Origin of the sequence: Pectobacterium colocasium (assembly GCF_020181655.1) — a bacterium.
Classification (GTDB): Bacteria; Pseudomonadota; Gammaproteobacteria; order Enterobacterales; family Enterobacteriaceae; genus Pectobacterium; species Pectobacterium colocasium.
Window position 1 is genome coordinate 1,928,917 of record NZ_CP084032.1, and the last position, 18,090, is coordinate 1,947,006.

The window sequence follows — 18,090 nt, forward strand, 5'->3', positions numbered from 1 at the left end:
CTATCCCTTTCATTTAACAGAATACTGTTTAAGTTATTGAAGAATGACTAAAAATTTTAAGCTTTCTCTTTGTGGCCTGTTGCTGCTGTCAACCCATGCTGTGATGTTGCCTCAGGCTGTGGCGAAAGCGCCGACGTACTCCGCCGGCACTGCGCATCAGGAAATTGCTTCCGGTAGCGCTATGGTGGTGGATTTGCGTGATAACCACATTCTGTATTCCAGTAACCCAGATGTGGTGGTGCCGATTGCTTCGGTGACGAAATTGATGACGGCGCTGGTGGTGCTGGATGCCAATCAGCCGCTGGATGAAATCATCTCTGTGGATATCAGCCAGACGAAAGAAATGAAAGGGGTGTACTCGCGCGTTCGTCTGAATAGTCAGATCAGCCGCCATGACATGCTGTTACTGGCGCTGATGTCCTCAGAAAACCGGGCCGCGGCGAGTCTGGCGCACCACTATCCGGGCGGCTATCAGGCGTTTATCCGCGCGATGAATGCCAAAGCCCGTGCGCTAGGCATGGCTCACACGCGCTATGTCGAGCCGACCGGGCTGTCCATCAATAACGTCTCGACCGCCCGCGATCTCACTAAACTCCTGATCGCCAGCAAGCAATATCCGCTGCTGAGTCAACTGAGCACCACGCAGGAGAAAACGGCGACGTTCTCTAATCCGACGTACAGCCTGCCGTTCAGAAACACGAATCATCTGGTCTATAAAGCTGACTGGAGCATCCAACTGACCAAAACGGGCTTCACGAATCAGGCGGGACACTGTCTGGTGATGAGGACGGTCATTAATCAGCGGCCTGTGGCGCTGGTGGTGCTGGACGCATTCGGTAAATACACGCACTTTGCCGATGCTAACCGCCTGCGTAAGTGGATGGAAACCGGCAAGGTCAGCGAGGTGCCTGCCGCCGCGCTGAGCTATAAGAAACAAAAATCGCTGGCTTCCCGCCAACCGCAGAGCATGGCGAGCATAGAAACCGAATAACGGTTCCTTCTTTCTGATGCTTGAGAAGGGAATATTAACGGTGGCCGAACGGGCCACCGCTTCTACAGCGCTACGCGCGAGCGCGCCGATCTTCTATCACTTCTCCCGCTTTTCTCACTTCTTCGTCATGTTCATCTTCACGCCAGGTTTCCGCTAAAGCATCTTCCAGCCAGCGCTGCATAGCAGGCTGCGCTAACAGATGGTCGCAATAGGCAGTGGCTTCCGGCGATACGGGAAGCTGATAGGTTTTGATACGGAACACAACTGGCGCAAAGAAGGCGTCTACTGCTGAAAACTGTTTTCCTGCCAGAAACGGCCCGCCAAAGCGCGTTAGCCCTTCCTGCCAGAGTTCACAGATGCGGTTAATGTCGTTGCTGAGGGCGGGAGATATTTCGTTCATTTTGACGCGCACGCCGCAGCTCATGGAACAGGTATTGCGCAGGGCGGTAAAACCAGAATGCATTTCGGCCGCGGCACAGCGTGCCCAGGCGCGGGTTTTGGCCTCGGCAGGCCAGACGCCGGGATGCTTCTCAGCCAGGTATTCGGTAATCGCCAATGAATCCCAAACGGTGATATCGCCGTCGATCAGGCAGGGGACTTTTGCCGTCGGTGAAAAGGCCTTAAACGCCGGCTGTGCCATGCCTGGTGCAAAAACAACCAGTTTCTCTTCGAAAGGAATCGACAGTGTTTTCAACAGCACCCACGGACGCAGTGACCAGGACGAATAATTTTTATTGGCGATATACAACTGATACATGTCTGATGCTCCTTGTGTTGACGAAGCCTTAGCATTAGCACGAAAGGAGGGAGAAATCATCCTCCACTTCTCTGCCAGCCTGGTGTGCGTAATCGTGCTACGAGACTAAACATTATCGTGCGTGGTCAGGCTATGATCACCTGTTGGCAATGCATCTGTAGTAATGCCAGTTCGGGGTTGTCCGCACTGGCGGCATCGGTCACGATCATATCGATTTCCGGCAGGGTGGCATAGACCACGCGGCTGGTGGTGCCAATCTTGCTATGGTCCGCGAGGATAATTCGCGTTCGTGCATACTGCACCATGGCTCTGGCAATAGCCGCTTCATGGTGAGCAAAACTGCTGGCACCGGAAGTGGCAACTACCCCCACCGGAGAGAGAAGTGCGACATCGGCGCGATAGCGTTGTAGTTCATTGATGGTGATGTCGCCGCTGGTTGCCTGTGCCGATGCGCCCATGTAGCCACCGAGTAATATCACGCTATGCTGTGCAACGGATTCCGTCGCGGTGAGTTTTTGTGCCACGGTCAGGCTATTGGTAATGACCGTCATTCCCGGCATGGAGAGCAACTCATCGGCTAACAGAGAAGTCGTGCTGCCCGCGTCGATAAACAGGGTTTGCCCGGCTTTTAACTGCTGTACGGCCGCGCGGGCAATGGCCTGCTTTTCTTTTTCGCGCACGGTATTACGAACGGACAGCGGCAGTTCCGGTTCTTGTGTTGTTGCCACAATCCCGCCGTGAACGCGGCGCAACGCGCCTGCGGCTTCCAGCTTCACGATATCGCGTCGTACGGTTTCGCGTGACACACCAAGATGTTGAATGATTTTCTCGGTGCTCACCTGGTTTAATGTCGAGAGCAGTGCCTGTATGCGATGTAACCGCGTTTCTTCTAACATAGCTTTCCATTCTTTGAGGTTCTGACACCGGCTACACCGTTTGCCGTTTCTCTGTCACAAGATGCAGAAGCAGGGCTGTCATGGCGACAATCCCCATAATACACGTAGAAAAGGCGGCAGCCTGTGAGGTAAAGCCGGCTTCATCCAGCCGCATCACGGTAACGGCACCTAACGGCAATGACGGCGTGACCAAAAAAATCACGGCCGATAGTGTAACCATTGAGCGCATGAATAAAAACATGGCGACCGAAATCAGCGTGACACGCATGGCTGGCAGATAAACATCACGTAAAATACGTACCACACCGCCGCCTAGCACCGTGGTGGCATCTTCCATTGCATGTGGAACGTTACGCATTCCCATCATCATCGTAGTGTAGCCTTGCGTGTGGTAGTGATAATAATTGCACAGTGCCACCAGCAGGGCTGAACCGTACAGCATGCCCCAGGGAAGATCGGCCGTATTGAACGTAAACACGTAAGATAACCCTAATACCAGACCGGGAACGGCAACAGGCAACGCGCTGAGCAGTACGGCGGCGTTGGCGACTTTGCCCGGCTGCCGATGAATACCGAAAGTGAGCAGGAATAACAGCACGGTGCCGACCATAGCCGCCAGCGCCGAAATCCACACCGATGTCCACAGCGGGGTGTAGCCACCCGCGAGGTCGATATCATAATGCTTAAGCGTCAGGTCCAGACGGTACGGCCATAGGCGTATCATGCTGGCGATAATAACAGTGCCAATGACGGCGATAATGGTGAACGCGATCGTCATGGTGGCCAGATAGAATGACATATCGCGAGTACGCAAAGGTTGCGGCACATGCGGGATAGCCGCGTGTGTGCCAATTGCTTTTTGCCGTCTTGCCGCGGCGCGCTCTATCCAGATAGACGCCGCCGCAGGCAGCAGCAGTAAAATCCCCACGACCGCACCCATACCGAATTTCATCTGGCCGCTGACCTGGCTGTAAATCTCGGTGGCGAGTACGGAGAAGTTGCCGCCGATCACAATCGCGTTGCCGAAGTCCGTGATGGTAATGGTAAAAATGACAAAGGCGGCACTCAGCAGGCCGTATCGCAGGCCTGGGAGGGTAATATCCAGAAACTGTCGCCAGTCGGACGCGCCCAGCACATTGGCGGCTTCATACTGGCGGGTATCGCTATGGCGCAGGGTGGTGCGAATGATCAAAATGGCCTGCGGCAGCGCGTACAGAACGTTGGCAATCAACAGCCCCCAAAAGCCATAAATATCCAACCGCACACCAAGCAGATTACCGATGATGCCATTTCTTCCCAGCAGAAAAATCAGCCCCAAGCCCAACACCAGCGAAGGCGCAAGTATAGGAAGTGCGGTCGCAAAGGCGATAAAACGTTTCGCGGGCATGGCGGTACATTCCAGCCCATAGGCAACAATGAATCCCAGTAACAGCGTGACCAATGTGGTGACGACGCCTAATAACAAACTGTTTGCTGTTGCCCGCCAGATGCCGGGTGAATCCATCAGCACCAGATAGTTGGATAAGCCAACGGTGCCGTTTTGATCGTCCAGCAGACTGTGCCAGGCGATACTCAGCATGGGGATGCCGAAAAACATCAGCAGCGCCATCAGTGGAAGCCACAGACAGAGACGTGAAAGCCAGCGGTCACTGGCCGTTTGCGGAGGGAGAAGTGAATGGCTCATGCTTGCACCCAGGCGCAGTCTTCTGCGCGAATTGAGAGATGAACGGGGTCTCCAGAGGACCAGTTAACGGCGCTGCTGGTTTCGACCAGCAGTGGTTGCGATTTCCACATCACCTGAACACGTTGAATGCTGCCGAGGAAGCTGGTGTTGATAACCCGACCTTCCGCGCCTTCTGCTTTATGTAATTCGATGCGTTCCGGGCGAATAAACAGCTCTGCGTCTTCCGGTAGCACAGTATTTTGCGCGGAAGGAAGCAGCTCGGGCATACATGCAGTGACGACATCACGTGACAGCAAATTACTGTGCCCCATGAATTCGGCCACGAAGCGTGTGCGTGGGCTGGTATAGAGTTCATGTGGTGTGCCTTCCTGAACAATACGTCCACCGTGCATGCAGATGATTTTATCCGCCATGCTCATTGCCTCTTCCTGATCGTGCGTGACCATCAGTGTCGGAATGCCAAGACGTTGTTGCACGTCACGCAGTTCCTGACGCAGCCCAGCACGCACGCGTGCATCCAGTGCTGAAAGCGGTTCATCCAGTAAGAGCAGGGAGGGATTGACCGCCAGTGCGCGGGCAATCGCAACACGCTGCTGTTGCCCGCCTGAAAGCTGGGCAGGATAACGATCGCCGAATCCACTAAGGCGTACGGTGTCCAGCAGATCGCTGACGCGTGCGGCAACTTCCTCGGCAGGCGTCTGGCGAATTTTGAGACCGTAGCCAATGTTTTGTGCAATCGTCATGTGGGGAAAGAGTGAATAAGACTGAAATACGATGCCAAAGCCTCGCTCTCTCGCGGGCACGTTGACCAGATCGCGGTCATCCAGCGTGATTTTCCCCCCATCGCAGCTTAGCAATCCGGCAATGATGCGCAGCAATGTCGTTTTGCCACAGCCGCTTGGCCCAAGAAGGCAGACAAATTCGGCATTTTCAATCGACAAATTGATACGGTCGAGAGCGACATAACCCTCAAAGCTTTTATAAAGATTTTGAATAACCAGTGCCATGAATGCGACCTCTTAATGACGGCTTCCGCGCAGTTGGAATACGCTGTGCGGCAGCCTCTACAGCGAATACAGACCACTATCGGCCGATGGTTTTTTGCCAGGTTGCCAGTGTGGCGTCACGATCGCTGGCGCTTTTGGTGAAATCCACGGGATAGAGCACCTGTGTGAGATCGGCGGGCAGGCCAGCCACTTGCGCGGCTTTTGACTGTTCAACGCCAGGTATTGTCACGATCTCTTTATATTTGGTGTAGAGCGTGGCGGCATGGCTGGAGAGCGTCCAGTCAAGAAAGCGCTTCGCGTCGGGTTTGTTTTTGGCTGCCTTCATCAGGGCGGAGGCTTCTAATTCATAGCCAGCCCCATCGTTTGGGATCACCATCTTGATGGGGTAGCCTTCTTCAATCGATTGCATCGCGGCGAAAGCCAGCGATACGCCAATCGCATATTCGCCCGTCCGTGCCGCTTTACACGGACGTGAGCCGGACTTGGTGTATTGGGCGATGTTGCCATCCAGCGACTTCAGGAATGCCCAGCCATTTTGATCCCCTTTAGATTGCAGCAGCGCCGCGATTTGCAGATAGCCTGTGCCGGAGGAAACCGGATTGGGCATCACGATTTCCCCTTTATAGACCGGGTTGGTCAGATCCTGCCAGGATGCGGGAACAGGCAGATTCTTAGCTTTTAACGCTTCGGTATTGACGCAAAAGGCAGCCATATAGCCTGTTGCTGCAAACCATTTGTGATCCGGGGCGCGGTAGGTGGCGGCAAGGCTATCGCTCCCTTTGGCATCGTAGGGCTCCAATAAGGCGGACAAGCGTGGATCCATCACGCTGGTCACGGCCCATCCCCAAATGACGTCATGTTGCGGATTCTTGGATTCCGCCAGAATCCGTGGGCCGAGATCGCCAGTGGACAAGCGCAGTACGTTGATTGTCAGGTCGGGTAAGTCTTTTTTGGCCTGTGCGACGTAATCTTTGATCTCATCTTCTTCCAATGAGGTATAGACCGTGATGGTGCCTGCTTGTGCGACAGCGCTCGCCAGTGTGGCACCGATGAGTGCAGCGATCAGACTGGTGCGGCGCAATGAAAATCGGTTCATAAACGTTCCCCTACGGTTGTGGAAAAGGTTGGCATCAGTGTTCCTCTCGCGTTGAACGGTGCGTAACACGCTCTGTGTATTTTTGTGTTTATTGCGAGTGGTGTGAGGTTTTAGCACTAATCGTGCCATTTTCTGATTTGAGAGAAATGCTTGTTAAAATACTTATATAAATAAGTAGATTAGGTATTTTTTCCTACACGTGGGCCAATCCCATAACGGATGCATGGCATCGTGCGTGATGTGATATGACGGATTTATTGCACTTTTTTGGCATATTTGTGCATCAAAAAAGTGCATTTTTTTGTATTTGTGTATTTTGTTGCTTTTAGTGTAGGGTGAGTGTCATCTGAACCTGCACGATGCGTTTTATCCCTGTGTGACGCAGTCGTGCCACCACCTTATGTAGGAGTGATTATGGCGACACGCTCAACCATCATGGATACCAATAGCTTTCGCGCTGAACATGCGGATGCGCTGGATGAGGATACACGCAGGCTGACGAATAAGCGTACTCAGGTGTTAGGGGACTCCTATCGTTTGTTCTACCGTAATCCGGTACATCTGGTTCGCGGTGCTGGGCAATACCTGTGGGATGCCAGCGGGCATAAGTATCTGGATGTCTACAACAATGTCGCCAGTATTGGACACTGTCACCCTGCGGTCATTGACGCTGTTAACGAACAAATGCGCCTGCTCAACACACATACCCGTTATTTGCACGAGCGTATTCTGGATTACTCTGCAGATATCCTCAGTACGGTGCCTGCGGCGATTAACAAGGCGATGTATATGTGTACCGGGTCGGAGGCCAACGATCTGGCGATTCGCGTAGCGCGCGCCTACAGCGGTGGGACAGGGATTATTGTGAGCCGCGAGGCTTACCACGGGACCAGTGAACTCACTTCCGGCGCCTCACCGGCTCTCGGAAGCGGACAGACTCTGGCGGCGACAACGCGTCTTGTGCCCGCGCCTGACCGCTATCGGGTCAATGCGCCGGATCTGGGCGTGTGGTTTGCGCAGCAAATTCAACGGCAAATTGATGACATGGCTGCGAACGGTATTAAATTTGCCGGCTTTCTGGCGGATTCCATTTTTTCCTCGGATGGTGTCTTACCGGGACCGGCTGGCTACCTGAAACCGGCCATTGATGTGGTGCACGCGAATGGGGGAATTTTCATTGCGGATGAGGTACAGCCTGGATTTGCCCGCACGGGCGAGCATTTTTGGGGATTTGGTCGGCACGGTATTGTGCCGGATGTCGTCACGCTGGGTAAACCCATGGGCAACGGCATACCGGTGTCGGCGCTGTTGGCAAAAGCCGATGTGTTGGCGGCATTCAGCGATGAAATTCCCTATTTTAATACCTTCGGTGGGAATCCGGTGTCGATCGCCGCTGCGCAGGCGGTATTGCGCGTGATTCGCGAAGAGGGGTTGCAGGAACACAGCCGCTGTGTCGGGGAAAAATTGCAGCGTGAGCTGGCGCTGCTTGCCGATCGCCATGCGTGCATCGGTGATGTGCGCGGCGCGGGGCTGTTTATCGGCTTTGAGCTGGTCAGCGATCGAGAAACAAAAACGCCGGATAAAGCACTGGCGCTGGACGTAGTTGAACAACTTCGTGCCGAACGGGTGCTCACGTCGGTGGCCGGGCCGCATGGGAATGTGCTGAAACTGCGTCCGCCGCTGGCGTTTCAGGAGCACGATATTGACTGGCTGGTTGGAGCGCTCGATCGGGCTTTGCGTTTGCAATCATCGCGGCGTTAATCTTCCCACATGCGCATGTGGCGACCGTTGTTCGCTTCATGCGCCTTCATGCTGTCCATCTTTTCTCGCCGCTGCTCAGGCAGAATGTTCGTTTTGCGTATCGTCTAGCATTATTCTTGCAGTTTTTATTAAATGAAATCTCAATAAATGCACTATATTACGCGCTGTGCATTTGAGTGCGTCGGTGCGGCAGCCACTATCGGGAAGCCTTATTCGCTTAAGGCAGGAGAAGGTGTTTTTCGCCTTGTCAGAGAAGGGATGTGACCGTCGGAATCTTCAACCTGTCTTGTGCTTCAGCGCCTTATTCTGTTTTGCTCTGACGCCTGGATTGACTGGGTCTTTATAACGAATGAAATGGCTTACTTCACTGACTATAGCAATTGGACTTGCTTGTAATCCGGCGTTTGCGCAGGAATTGACGTCTGCGCCGGCATCAATATCGCCTTCACACCAGCAACGCGACGCGTTTGTCACGGATCTGCTGAAGAAAATGACGTTGGAAGAGAAGGTCGGTCAGCTTCGACTGATCAGCGTCGGGACGGATAACCCGAAAGAAGCCATTCGGGAAATGATCAGAAACGGTCAGGTTGGCGCGATTTTTAATACGGTAACCCGTCCGGATATTCGTGCAATGCAGGATCAGGTCATGCAGCTCAGCCGCCTGAAGATTCCGCTATTTTTTGCCTACGATGTGGTACACGGCCAGCGCACCATTTTCCCTATCGCACTGGGGCTGGCTTCCAGTTGGGATATGAGCGCCATTGAGAAAAGCGCACGCGTGGCGGCTTATGAAGCGACGGAAGACGGGCTGAACATGACCTGGGCGCCGATGGTGGATATCACCCGCGACCCCCGCTGGGGCCGTGTGTCGGAAGGTTTCGGTGAAGACACCTGGTTGACCAGCAAAATTGCCGGTGTGGTTGTGAAAGCCTTTCAGGGCGATGACGTCACCGGACGCCACTCGCTGATGACCAGCGTAAAACACTATGCGCTCTACGGCGCGGTGGAAGGCGGGCGCGACTATAACACCGTGGACATGAGCCCTCAGCGCATGTTCCAGGACTATATGCCGCCTTATAAAGCGGCGATCGACGCGGGCAGCAGCGGTGTGATGGTGGCGCTGAACTCCATCAACGGCACGCCAGCGACTGCAAACAGTTGGTTGCTGAAAGATGTGCTGCGCGATCAGTGGAATTTCAAAGGCATCACCATTACCGATCACGGTGCGATTAAAGAGCTGATTAAGCACGGCGTGGCCAGCGATCCGCGTGATGCATCACGTCTGGCGGTGAAATCCGGTATCGGCATGAGCATGAGCGACGAGTATTTCGTCCGTTATCTGCCCGATCTGGTGAAAAGCGGGGCGGTGAGTATGCAGGAGATCGACGATGCCTGCCGTCAGGTGCTGAACGTAAAATATGATATGGGGCTGTTTGACGATCCGTATCGTCATCTGGGGCCAGTAGGTTCCGATCCGGTGGATACCAATGCGGAAAGTCGTTTGCACCGTCTGGATGCGCGCGATGTGGCGCGGAGAAGTCTGGTATTGCTGAAAAACCGTCTGCAAACGCTGCCGTTGAAAAAAGAAGGTACGATCGCCGTGGTTGGTCCCTTGGCTGACAGCCAGCGGGATACTATGGGAAGCTGGTCTGCTGCGGGCGTGACGAAACAGACGATTACCGTTTATCAGGGGCTGAAGAATGCGGTCGGCGACAAAGCCACCATTCTCTATGCCAAAGGCGCCAACGTCAGTAATCATAAAGGCATTATCGACTTCCTGAACCAGTATGAAGATGCTGTGCAAGTGGATAAACGTCCACCGCAGGTGATGATCGATGAAGCCGTTGCCGCGGCGAAGAAGGCGGATGTTGTGGTTGCGGTTGTCGGCGAAGCGGCAGGTATGGCGCATGAAGCCTCCAGCCGCTCGAACATCGATCTGCCGCAAAGCCAGCGTGACCTGATCGCCGCGCTGAAAGCGACGGGTAAACCGCTGGTTCTGGTGCTGATGAATGGTCGTCCTCTGGCGCTGGTGCGTGAAGATCAGCAGGCCGATGCGCTACTGGAAACCTGGTTCAGCGGCACGGAAGGTGGTAATGCGATCGCCGATGTGCTGTTTGGCGACTATAACCCATCCGGCAAACTGCCGATGTCCTTCCCGCGTTCCGTCGGCCAAATCCCGATTTATTACAATCACCTGCCATCAGGCCGTCCTTACACGCCGGAAAACCCAGGAAAGTATACGTCTCACTACTACGATGAAGCCAATGGGCCGCTCTATCCGTTTGGTTACGGTCTGAGCTATACCACCTTCAGCGTGTCGGATGTGCGTTTGTCCAGCCAGACGATGAAGCGTAACGGAACGATCAACGCCAGCGTGACGGTGAAAAACACCGGCAGCCGCGCAGGGGAAACCGTTGTGCAGCTATACGTGCACGATGTGGTCGCTTCCATCAGCCGTCCGGTGAAAGAGCTGCGTGGTTTTGAGAAAGTGATGCTCCAGCCGGGAGAGTCACGCACGGTTACCTTCACGCTCGATCAGGATGCGCTGAAGTTCTACAACGCCCGCATGCAGCAGGTGGTGGAACCTGGCAAGTTTGACGTGATGATTGGTCTGGATTCACAGCGTGTGAAGAGCGAGAGTTTCACCCTGCTATAATGATGGTTGTCTCGCCGCCGGGAGCAAGTGCCGGCGGTGAGTTAATACGAAGGGTGATTATCGTCATACCGCGTGATTGCGGGAAAGTAGGGTATTGCGGGAGAGTAAGGTATTGCAGGAGAAGGGTATGCCGTTGACTGAAGTGGTTCTGGTTGATGAAAGTGACAAGCCAACGGGGGTAATGGAAAAGCAGGAAGCGCATGTAAAAGGGGCATTACATCGTGCGATCACCGTCTATATTTTCAACTCTCGCCAGCAACTGTTATTGCAGCAGCGTGCGGAGGAGAAATACCACAGCGGCGGTTTATGGAGTAACACCTGTTGCAGCCATCCTGCGCCCGGTGAAGAGACATTACAGGCGGCACACCGCCGTTTGTATGAAGAAATGGGATTACGCTGTGTGCTAACGCCGATGTTCACATTGACCTATCGCCTGCCGCTGGATAACGGGCTGATTGAGCATGAGCTGGGGCATGTGTATTTTGGCGTAACGGATGACCTTCCGCAGATAAATCCTGATGAGGTATCGAGCTATGAATACCAATCAATGGACGATATTGCACGGCGGATGACGGCGACGCCCGAACAGTTTACCGCTTGGTTCCAACTGACCTTCGCGCGTATTCCTGAGTACTGGCAGACGTTTCTGTTTGAACAATCACGTTAGTCAGAACGGCCGTGTTAGCTACACCACTGTGTTAATTGCCGCGTTTCCATGCGGCACTGTTCGTGCATTCTTACCGTAAATTTGTGCCGTAGGGATAGAGGTAACCCTGCGAGTCGAATGCTTCAGCCTGAGTGCACGATAATAATGTAACCCACCAGCATCATGCCGGAGATGCCGCCTAAGGCAAGCAGGGCAAAGAGGCCGATAATACCGATTTTTTGAAGAGTCATCAGGTTATCCTTTTGTTAATTGCCCCGAATTATAAAGCCTTCCACCCGTGAAACAAGATCGAAACGCTCCGCGCTTTTTAAATAAACCGCATTAGCGAAATAAAAGCAGCGCACCAAAAAACATCAGAATGACGCCAGCACCGCGTTCAATCGGGTTAAGCCAACGCGTTAAACGCTGCTGAATCAACGGACGAGCGATCAGTGCGGCGATCAGCAGATCCCACACCAGAACGACAGAAAACATCCAGCTACCGCTGACGAATTGCTGCGTGGGTGTCACATTTTGCCCAAGAATACTGGTCATCAGGCTGATGTAGAACAGCATGTTTTTGGGATTCAGTAGCGCCGAGCCGAGTCCCAGCAAAATTTGTTTACGCAGCGTCGGACAGTGGTCGGACGGTTGTTCCGCCTGTAATGAGAGCACTGAACGGCTTTTCACTAACTGATAGCCCACCCAGAGCAGATAAGCTGCCCCGCCTAACTCGATGAGGGTAAACAGCGTGGGCGAATGTTGAATGCCTGCCCAGCCAATCGCCGCCAGCAGAATGTAAATGCCGTTACCCAGCGCGATGCCCAGACAAATCCCCGCACTGCCGCGCAGTTGGTAACGAATGGCGTAAGCTGTCAACAAAAAGAAGTCCGGGCCTGGACTCAGCAGCGCCACAAAATGTGCCAGCGCCAGAGCGGGAAAGTGAGTGGGAAAGAGAGCCTCGGCGGAAAACAGGGTATTGATAAACGGCGCATTGATGAACATGGTATGTCTGACCTCAATAAGTAATCGAGGCCAGTCTAGACAAGGCGTCCCGCTATTTATTGTCAAATATTGATCGCGCGTACTGACCCGGCGTCGCGGCGGTGTATTGCACAAACGTTTTGTGAAAATGGCTTTGATCGCAGAAGCCGCTTTGATAGCTAGCATCAACCAGCGGTGTGCCTTGTTTCAGCAGCGATTTGGCATACTCAATACGGGCATTATTCAGGAATGCCATCGGCGTGATGCCAGTATCGTGACGAAACTGTCGCACGATGGTTTCACGTCTCAGGTTTAACTCCTCCGCCAGCGTTTCCAGCGAGGGGGCTTCTTGCAAATTATTCAACAGACGTTCGCGTACATGGCGTGTCGTGATTTGCGATGCCTGATGCGGTAATGCTGGCAAACCGGAAGGGGCGGGAAGGCAATATTGTTGCCAGATGGGTGCCAGCATCGCTTTGAGCTGGTTATCTGCCGCTGCACTGTCTCCCCGATACAGCAGGGCAATGATGTGCTGATAATGTCTAAACCGTTCGGGATCGCGTAAGACGACGCAGTTGCAACGCAGGGTGTCCACTTGATAACCACACAGCGCAGCGATTTGAGCGAGACACCAGTCGGTATCCAGATACAGCATGTGATAACTACGCGTTTTGCCGGGCAGCGGGTTACAGCTATGCGGCTGTTGGGGATCGATAAAGATCAGATCGCCAACCTGTAAGTGGTGAGTGTCGTTGCGGTAATGGCATAGCGTTTCGCCGTGTTCTATCGCCCCAATCGAGAATTGCGCATGGCTGTGTGTTTTATAGGCATGACTGCTGTTGCGCGTGCTGCGGCCTTCAACGTGCGGTAAGTGTGGTGAAAACCAGTACGATTGGTTAATGGCATGGACTGAGGACATAATTTACCGAAGCTATTGTTTACGGAAATAGCGTTTACCGCTCGCGATAAAGGTCGTGTTTGATAAACAGATGTGTCTGGTAAAAAGAATAACTTACCCTAATCGTTGGGCGGAAGATTGTCGAGGTCAGAAGCATCGCACACGTGATATCGGCTGACGTCGCCGGGCGTCTGTGGGACAATGGCGGCCAGATTACACAAATACAGAGTATGCATGACGCTGTCCCCCGCAATAAAATTGCAGATTGGTCAATGGTATAAGGCCCTGCAAGAACAAATCCCGGATTTTATTTCCCGCGTTCCCCAGCGACAGATGATTGCCGAAGTGGCGAAAACGCTGGCGGGTGATTACCCGCGCCATCTGGCTATTGAAGCGCCAACCGGCGTCGGGAAAACGCTTTCTTACCTGATTCCGGGTATTGCGGTGGGGCGTGCGGAGGATAAAACACTGGTGGTCAGCACGGCGAATGTGGCATTGCAGGATCAGATTTACAGCAAAGATTTGCCGCTGTTGCAGAAGTTTATTCCCGAACTAAAATTTACCGCCGCATTTGGCCGTCGTCGTTATATTTGCCCGCGCAATCTGGCGATGTTGGCAACCGATCCCGATGCGCAGGGGGATTTACCGCTCTTTCTGGATGACGAACTGATGTCCGCCAGCAAGGAGGAAAAGCGTACCTGCGTACGGCTCGAAAAGGCGCTGCAAGGTTACGCCTGGGACGGACTACGCGACCATTATCAGGATACGATTGACGATAGCCTGTGGCAGAAGCTGAGTACTGACAAAGCGAACTGTCTCGCGCACAACTGCCATTACTATCGTGAGTGCCCGTTCTTCATCGCACGGCGTGAGATCGAACAGGCCGATGTGGTCGTCACCAACCATGCGCTGGTAATGGCGGCGATGGAAAGCGAGTCGGTACTGCCTCCCCCTAAGAATCTCCTGCTGGTGCTCGATGAAGGGCACCATATTCCTGACGTTGCCCGCGATACGCTGGAGATGTCCGGTGATATTCATCCCGCTTATATGATGGCGCAACTGGAACAACTGGTGCAGCTCATCGGGCAATGTATGGCGCAGTTTGCCCCTAAATCACCGCCGCGACTCGCTAATAGTGAACGGTTAACCAGCCACTGTGAGGAGATCCGCGAGTGCGTGCTGTCTTTCTCGCAAATGTGCGGGCTGTTTCTTCCGCATGATGGGCAGGAAACCGAGTACCGCTTTGCGATGGGCAAAATGCCGGATGAAATGCGTGAACTCTGCGTTCGGTTGTTCAAATTGACCGATACGCTGCGGGCGCTAGCGGAGTATATGCTTAACGACCTGAGTGAGAAAACCGGGAAGCATGATGTGGTGCGGGTCTATCATGCCTTGTTGAAAATGAGCCGCCAGCAGGGCTACCTTGAGTCTATGAGTAAACTGTGGCGGCTGGCCGCGATGGAGAAATCTTCAAATGCGCCAGTTTCCAAATGGATCACCAGGGAAACGCGTGATAACCAGCCGCATCTTCACCTTCACTGCGCGGGGATCCGCGTCTGCGAGCAGCTTGAAAGACTGCTGTGGAGTAAGGTATCGCACGTCGTGGTGACCTCGGCGACGCTGCGTTCGCTGAACAGTTTTGCGCGTATTCAGGAACTGTCTGGTCTCGGTGAGGAAGAGGGGGACACGTTTATCGCGCTGGATTCGCCGTTCAACCACCGTGAACAGGGGCGTCTGGTGATTCCTAAAATGCGGTATGAACCGCTGATCGAATCTGAAGCGCAGCATATTGCTGAAATGGCGCAGTTTTTCCGGGCGGAGCTAAAGCAGGATAAACATAAAGGCATACTGATGCTGTTTGCCAGTCAACGTGCCATGCAGCTGTTTCTGACACAGGTTACCGATTTGCGTCTGATGCTGCTGGTTCAGGGAGATAAGCCGCGCTACAGGCTGGTTGAACTGCATCGTCAGCGGGTACAGGAAGGGCAGACTAGCGTACTGATTGGCTTACAATCCTTTGCAGAAGGATTGGATCTCAAAGGGGAACTCCTTTCTCAGGTGCATATCCATAAAATCGCGTTTCCGCCCATCGATAGCCCGGTGATTCTGACGGAGGGCGAGTGGCTAAAAAGCCTCAAACGGCATCCGTTTACCGTACAAAGTTTGCCCAGCGCCTCGTTTAACCTCATCCAGCAGGTTGGACGCCTGATTCGCAGCCATGATTGCTTTGGTGAAATCGTCATTTACGATCGCCGCCTGTTGAGCAAAGGCTATGGCGCACAGCTGTTGGCGGCGTTGCCCGTTTTCCCGATCGAACAGCGAGATATGCCATAATAAATTACTCTCTATGCGTTCGCTGAATAAAGGGGTAACTAATCCCTATTTAGCGCTATATTTTTTTATTCTTATTTGTTAGATTTGTCTCCGAACAGCAAGGATGCCGTTAATACGTGTGACAAAATATGTCATTGCTCGGCGCGATTTTTGTCAACCATGGAAAGGTGTCACGATGAGAATTAACGCAATTAATAAAAATTCTTATTTTTCAAAAATTAATACCACTTGGTATCTGTCTTTCTAGCTGTTCATATCCATACTAATAATAAAAATAGTCACTGTGATCTTATTATTTATCATTTGATAATAACGAAAATAATTTGCTTTATTAATTATTTCCTTATTGAGGTGGTTTTTATTTATATGCGTTTTTTATATAAATATTTCTTAGTGAGCATTATCTACCCAGGAGACGATTAGCACGCGACCACGCGCGGTACATGCAATATAGCCATTGCATGGAGGGATTTAGGATTCTGATCATCCCGATCAGACTTATGGAGAAGAAAAGATGGCTTTACGAGATGAAGATAAGGATACCGCTGAATCGGCATTGCATGCAGCGGGAACGGGGTATAGCGATGTGTACGATCTGTATAATTACCATTCACGTGGCGATGGACAGCTTAATGGCAAACCCTCGTTCACAAGCGATTTGGCAGCGAAGGAAATTGTCCGCGACGGTCTGACCTGGAATGGCACGAACGTATTCGGCAAATCCGCTAATCTGACCTATTCGTTCTTACAGAACGTGCGGTCTATCCCTTCTGGCGATCAGGGCTTTGTGAAGTTTAACGCCGCTCAGACTCAGCAAGCTAAGCTGTCTCTGCAATCGTGGTCAGATGTCGCTAACATCACGTTTACCGAGGTCAATCCAAGCCAGAAAGCCAACATCACGTTTGGTAATTACACCCGTGATTCAAGCGGTCGACTGGACAATAGTACCCAGGCCTATGGCTATATGCCGGGTAACCACTCGGCGGCCGGCAGCACCTGGTACAACTACAACGTCGACAATATCCGTAACCCAGATACGATGGAGTATGGGCGCCAGACGCTGACGCATGAAATTGGCCATGCGCTGGGTCTGAACCATCCAGGGTCTTACAACGCTGGCCAAGGTAACCCGACCTACCGCGATGTGACCTATGCGGAAGATACGCGCCAGTTCAGCCTGATGAGTTACTGGAGTGAGCAGAACACCGGAGGAGATTTCCAGGGGCACTACGCTGCTGGTCCGTTGATCGATGACATCACGGCAATCCAATATCTGTACGGTGCGAACATGAACACGCGTACCGGAGACACGGTATACGGTTTCAACTCCAACACCGGCCGTGATTTCTATACCGCGAATAGCAGCAGTGACAAACTGATCTTCTCCGTTTGGGATGCGGGCGGTAACGATACGTTTGATTTCTCTGGTTACAGAAACGATCAGCGTATCAACCTGAATGAAGGCGGATTCTCTGATGTTGGCGGTCTGAAAGGTAACGTTTCTATCGCCCACGGCGTCACTATCGAAAACGCGATTGGCGGCTCCGGCAACGATATTATTATCGGCAATGACGCGAATAATATTCTGAACGGCGGTGCAGGCAATGACGTCATTTACGGCGGCGGCGGGGCAGATACGCTGACGGGCGGTGCGGGCAAAGATATTTTTGTCTACGCCAGCGCGAGCGACTCTTCCTATAAGAACGGTTATGACACCATTACGGACTTCCAACGCGGCATCGACAAAATCGATCTGTCAGCGCTGAATCCAAAAGGTGATTTGCAGTTCGTCAACGCTTTCACCGGACGTGGCAATGAAGCGTTGCTTAACTGGGATGCAGAGAGTAATACCACCGATCTGTGGCTGAATTTTGCCGGTCAGACCACACCAGACTTTCTTGTGCATATTGTTGGTCAGCCGTCTGCGGCAACCGATTTTATCGTGTGATGTAGCAAGGACGGGGAAATCCCCGTCCTTTTCTGTTATCTACTAGGGGCCACTATGAAAAAGTTAATCATCGCGGCGTTGTTAAGTGCAATAAGCGGAGGATGTATGGCAAGTAGTCTGAAATTACCTTCAGCAAGTGAGCTAAGCGGCGTATGGCAATTGCGTGGCGGAGAACAGCAGTGCGAGGTTGTGCTGCACAATACGCCGTTAGTGGATAACATCTGGCGTCTTGAGGGTGATGTAGCGTGTTTAAAAGCGCTGCTGCCGGATGTGCCCGCCGGATGGCGGCCGACGCCGGACGGTATCACGCTGACGAAAGCGCAGGGTCAGTCCGTCGCGTTTTTTAGCAAGGAAAAAGAGGGCTATACGCTGACGTTGCCTGATGGCAGTACACGGACGTTGCATAAACAGCCCTGACAGGAGAGGCAAACG

At 52.9% G+C, this 18,090-nt stretch carries 15 protein-coding genes; 7 read left to right on the forward strand and 8 right to left on the reverse strand.

All coding sequences use genetic code 11. From position 1 onward, the window contains the following. Positions 1–43 precede the first annotated feature (43 nt). A complete protein-coding gene (pbpG, locus tag LCF41_RS08725) occupies positions 44–991 on the forward strand; it encodes a D-alanyl-D-alanine endopeptidase (RefSeq protein ID WP_225087714.1) in 948 nt (315 codons plus the stop codon). Positions 992–1,061: 70 nt separating this feature from the next. Here the strand turns inward: pbpG and LCF41_RS08730 are convergent, their stop codons facing one another. The 5 genes from LCF41_RS08730 to LCF41_RS08750 all read right to left on the reverse strand — a co-directional run bounded on the left by LCF41_RS08730 (position 1,062) and on the right by LCF41_RS08750 (position 6,431). Then, positions 1,062–1,748 carry a glutathione S-transferase family protein gene (locus tag LCF41_RS08730; RefSeq protein WP_225087715.1) on the reverse strand — a complete coding sequence of 229 codons (687 nt, stop codon included), beginning with the start codon at positions 1,746–1,748 and terminating at the stop codon, positions 1,062–1,064. 125 nt (positions 1,749–1,873) lie between these two features. Next, complete coding sequence (locus LCF41_RS08735; RefSeq protein ID WP_225087716.1) at positions 1,874–2,644, reverse strand: DeoR/GlpR family DNA-binding transcription regulator; 771 nt, start codon at positions 2,642–2,644, stop codon at positions 1,874–1,876. Between the two features lie 31 nt (positions 2,645–2,675). After that, positions 2,676–4,328 carry an ABC transporter permease subunit gene (locus LCF41_RS08740; protein ID WP_225087717.1) on the reverse strand — a complete coding sequence of 551 codons (1,653 nt, stop codon included), beginning with the start codon at positions 4,326–4,328 and terminating at the stop codon, positions 2,676–2,678. Further along, on the reverse strand, positions 4,325–5,335 hold the full coding sequence (locus tag LCF41_RS08745; protein ID WP_225087718.1) for an ABC transporter ATP-binding protein: 1,011 nt from the start codon (positions 5,333–5,335) through the stop codon (positions 4,325–4,327). Before LCF41_RS08745 ends, LCF41_RS08740 begins: the two co-directional genes overlap by 4 nt. Before the next feature lie 76 nt (positions 5,336–5,411). Further along, entirely contained in the window at positions 5,412–6,431 is a 1,020-nt protein-coding gene (locus LCF41_RS08750) for an ABC transporter substrate-binding protein (RefSeq protein ID WP_225087719.1), read from the reverse strand. A gap of 414 nt (positions 6,432–6,845) precedes the next feature. Here LCF41_RS08750 and LCF41_RS08755 point away from each other — a divergent pair, with 414 nt between their 5' ends. From LCF41_RS08755 to idi, 3 genes are all read left to right on the forward strand, one after another. Then, complete coding sequence (locus LCF41_RS08755; RefSeq protein WP_225087720.1) at positions 6,846–8,192, forward strand: aspartate aminotransferase family protein; 1,347 nt, start codon at positions 6,846–6,848, stop codon at positions 8,190–8,192. A 349-nt stretch (positions 8,193–8,541) separates the two neighbouring features. Beyond that, the gene (gene bglX, locus LCF41_RS08760; protein ID WP_225087721.1) at positions 8,542–10,848 is read left to right on the forward strand and encodes a beta-glucosidase BglX; all 2,307 of its coding nucleotides are present in this window, start codon (positions 8,542–8,544) and stop codon (positions 10,846–10,848) included. A gap of 127 nt (positions 10,849–10,975) precedes the next feature. Further along, on the forward strand, positions 10,976–11,515 hold the full coding sequence (gene idi, locus LCF41_RS08765; RefSeq protein WP_225087722.1) for an isopentenyl-diphosphate Delta-isomerase: 540 nt from the start codon (positions 10,976–10,978) through the stop codon (positions 11,513–11,515). Between the two features lie 122 nt (positions 11,516–11,637). On the opposite strand, the gene LCF41_RS08770 is transcribed toward idi, so the two are convergent. From LCF41_RS08770 to LCF41_RS08780, 3 genes are all read right to left on the reverse strand, one after another. Then, complete coding sequence (locus LCF41_RS08770; RefSeq protein ID WP_039493465.1) at positions 11,638–11,745, reverse strand: membrane protein; 108 nt, start codon at positions 11,743–11,745, stop codon at positions 11,638–11,640. Positions 11,746–11,836: 91 nt separating this feature from the next. Then, entirely contained in the window at positions 11,837–12,499 is a 663-nt protein-coding gene (locus LCF41_RS08775) for a LysE family translocator (RefSeq protein ID WP_225087723.1), read from the reverse strand. Between the two features lie 52 nt (positions 12,500–12,551). Further along, positions 12,552–13,397: an AraC family transcriptional regulator gene (locus LCF41_RS08780; protein WP_225087724.1), complete on the reverse strand. Its 846-nt coding sequence runs from the start codon at positions 13,395–13,397 to the stop codon at positions 12,552–12,554. Positions 13,398–13,610: 213 nt separating this feature from the next. Between LCF41_RS08780 and dinG the strand changes: the two genes are divergently transcribed. From dinG to LCF41_RS08795, 3 genes are all read left to right on the forward strand, one after another. Beyond that, on the forward strand, positions 13,611–15,710 hold the full coding sequence (dinG, locus tag LCF41_RS08785) for an ATP-dependent DNA helicase DinG (RefSeq protein WP_225087725.1): 2,100 nt from the start codon (positions 13,611–13,613) through the stop codon (positions 15,708–15,710). Positions 15,711–16,224: 514 nt separating this feature from the next. After that, a complete protein-coding gene (locus LCF41_RS08790) occupies positions 16,225–17,658 on the forward strand; it encodes a serralysin family metalloprotease (RefSeq protein ID WP_225087726.1) in 1,434 nt (477 codons plus the stop codon). A gap of 105 nt (positions 17,659–17,763) precedes the next feature. Further along, positions 17,764–18,075 (forward strand): protease inhibitor Inh/omp19 family protein, encoded by a 312-nt coding sequence (locus LCF41_RS08795; RefSeq protein ID WP_317630320.1) that lies wholly within the window; start codon positions 17,764–17,766, stop codon positions 18,073–18,075. Positions 18,076–18,090: the final 15 nt, after the last annotated feature.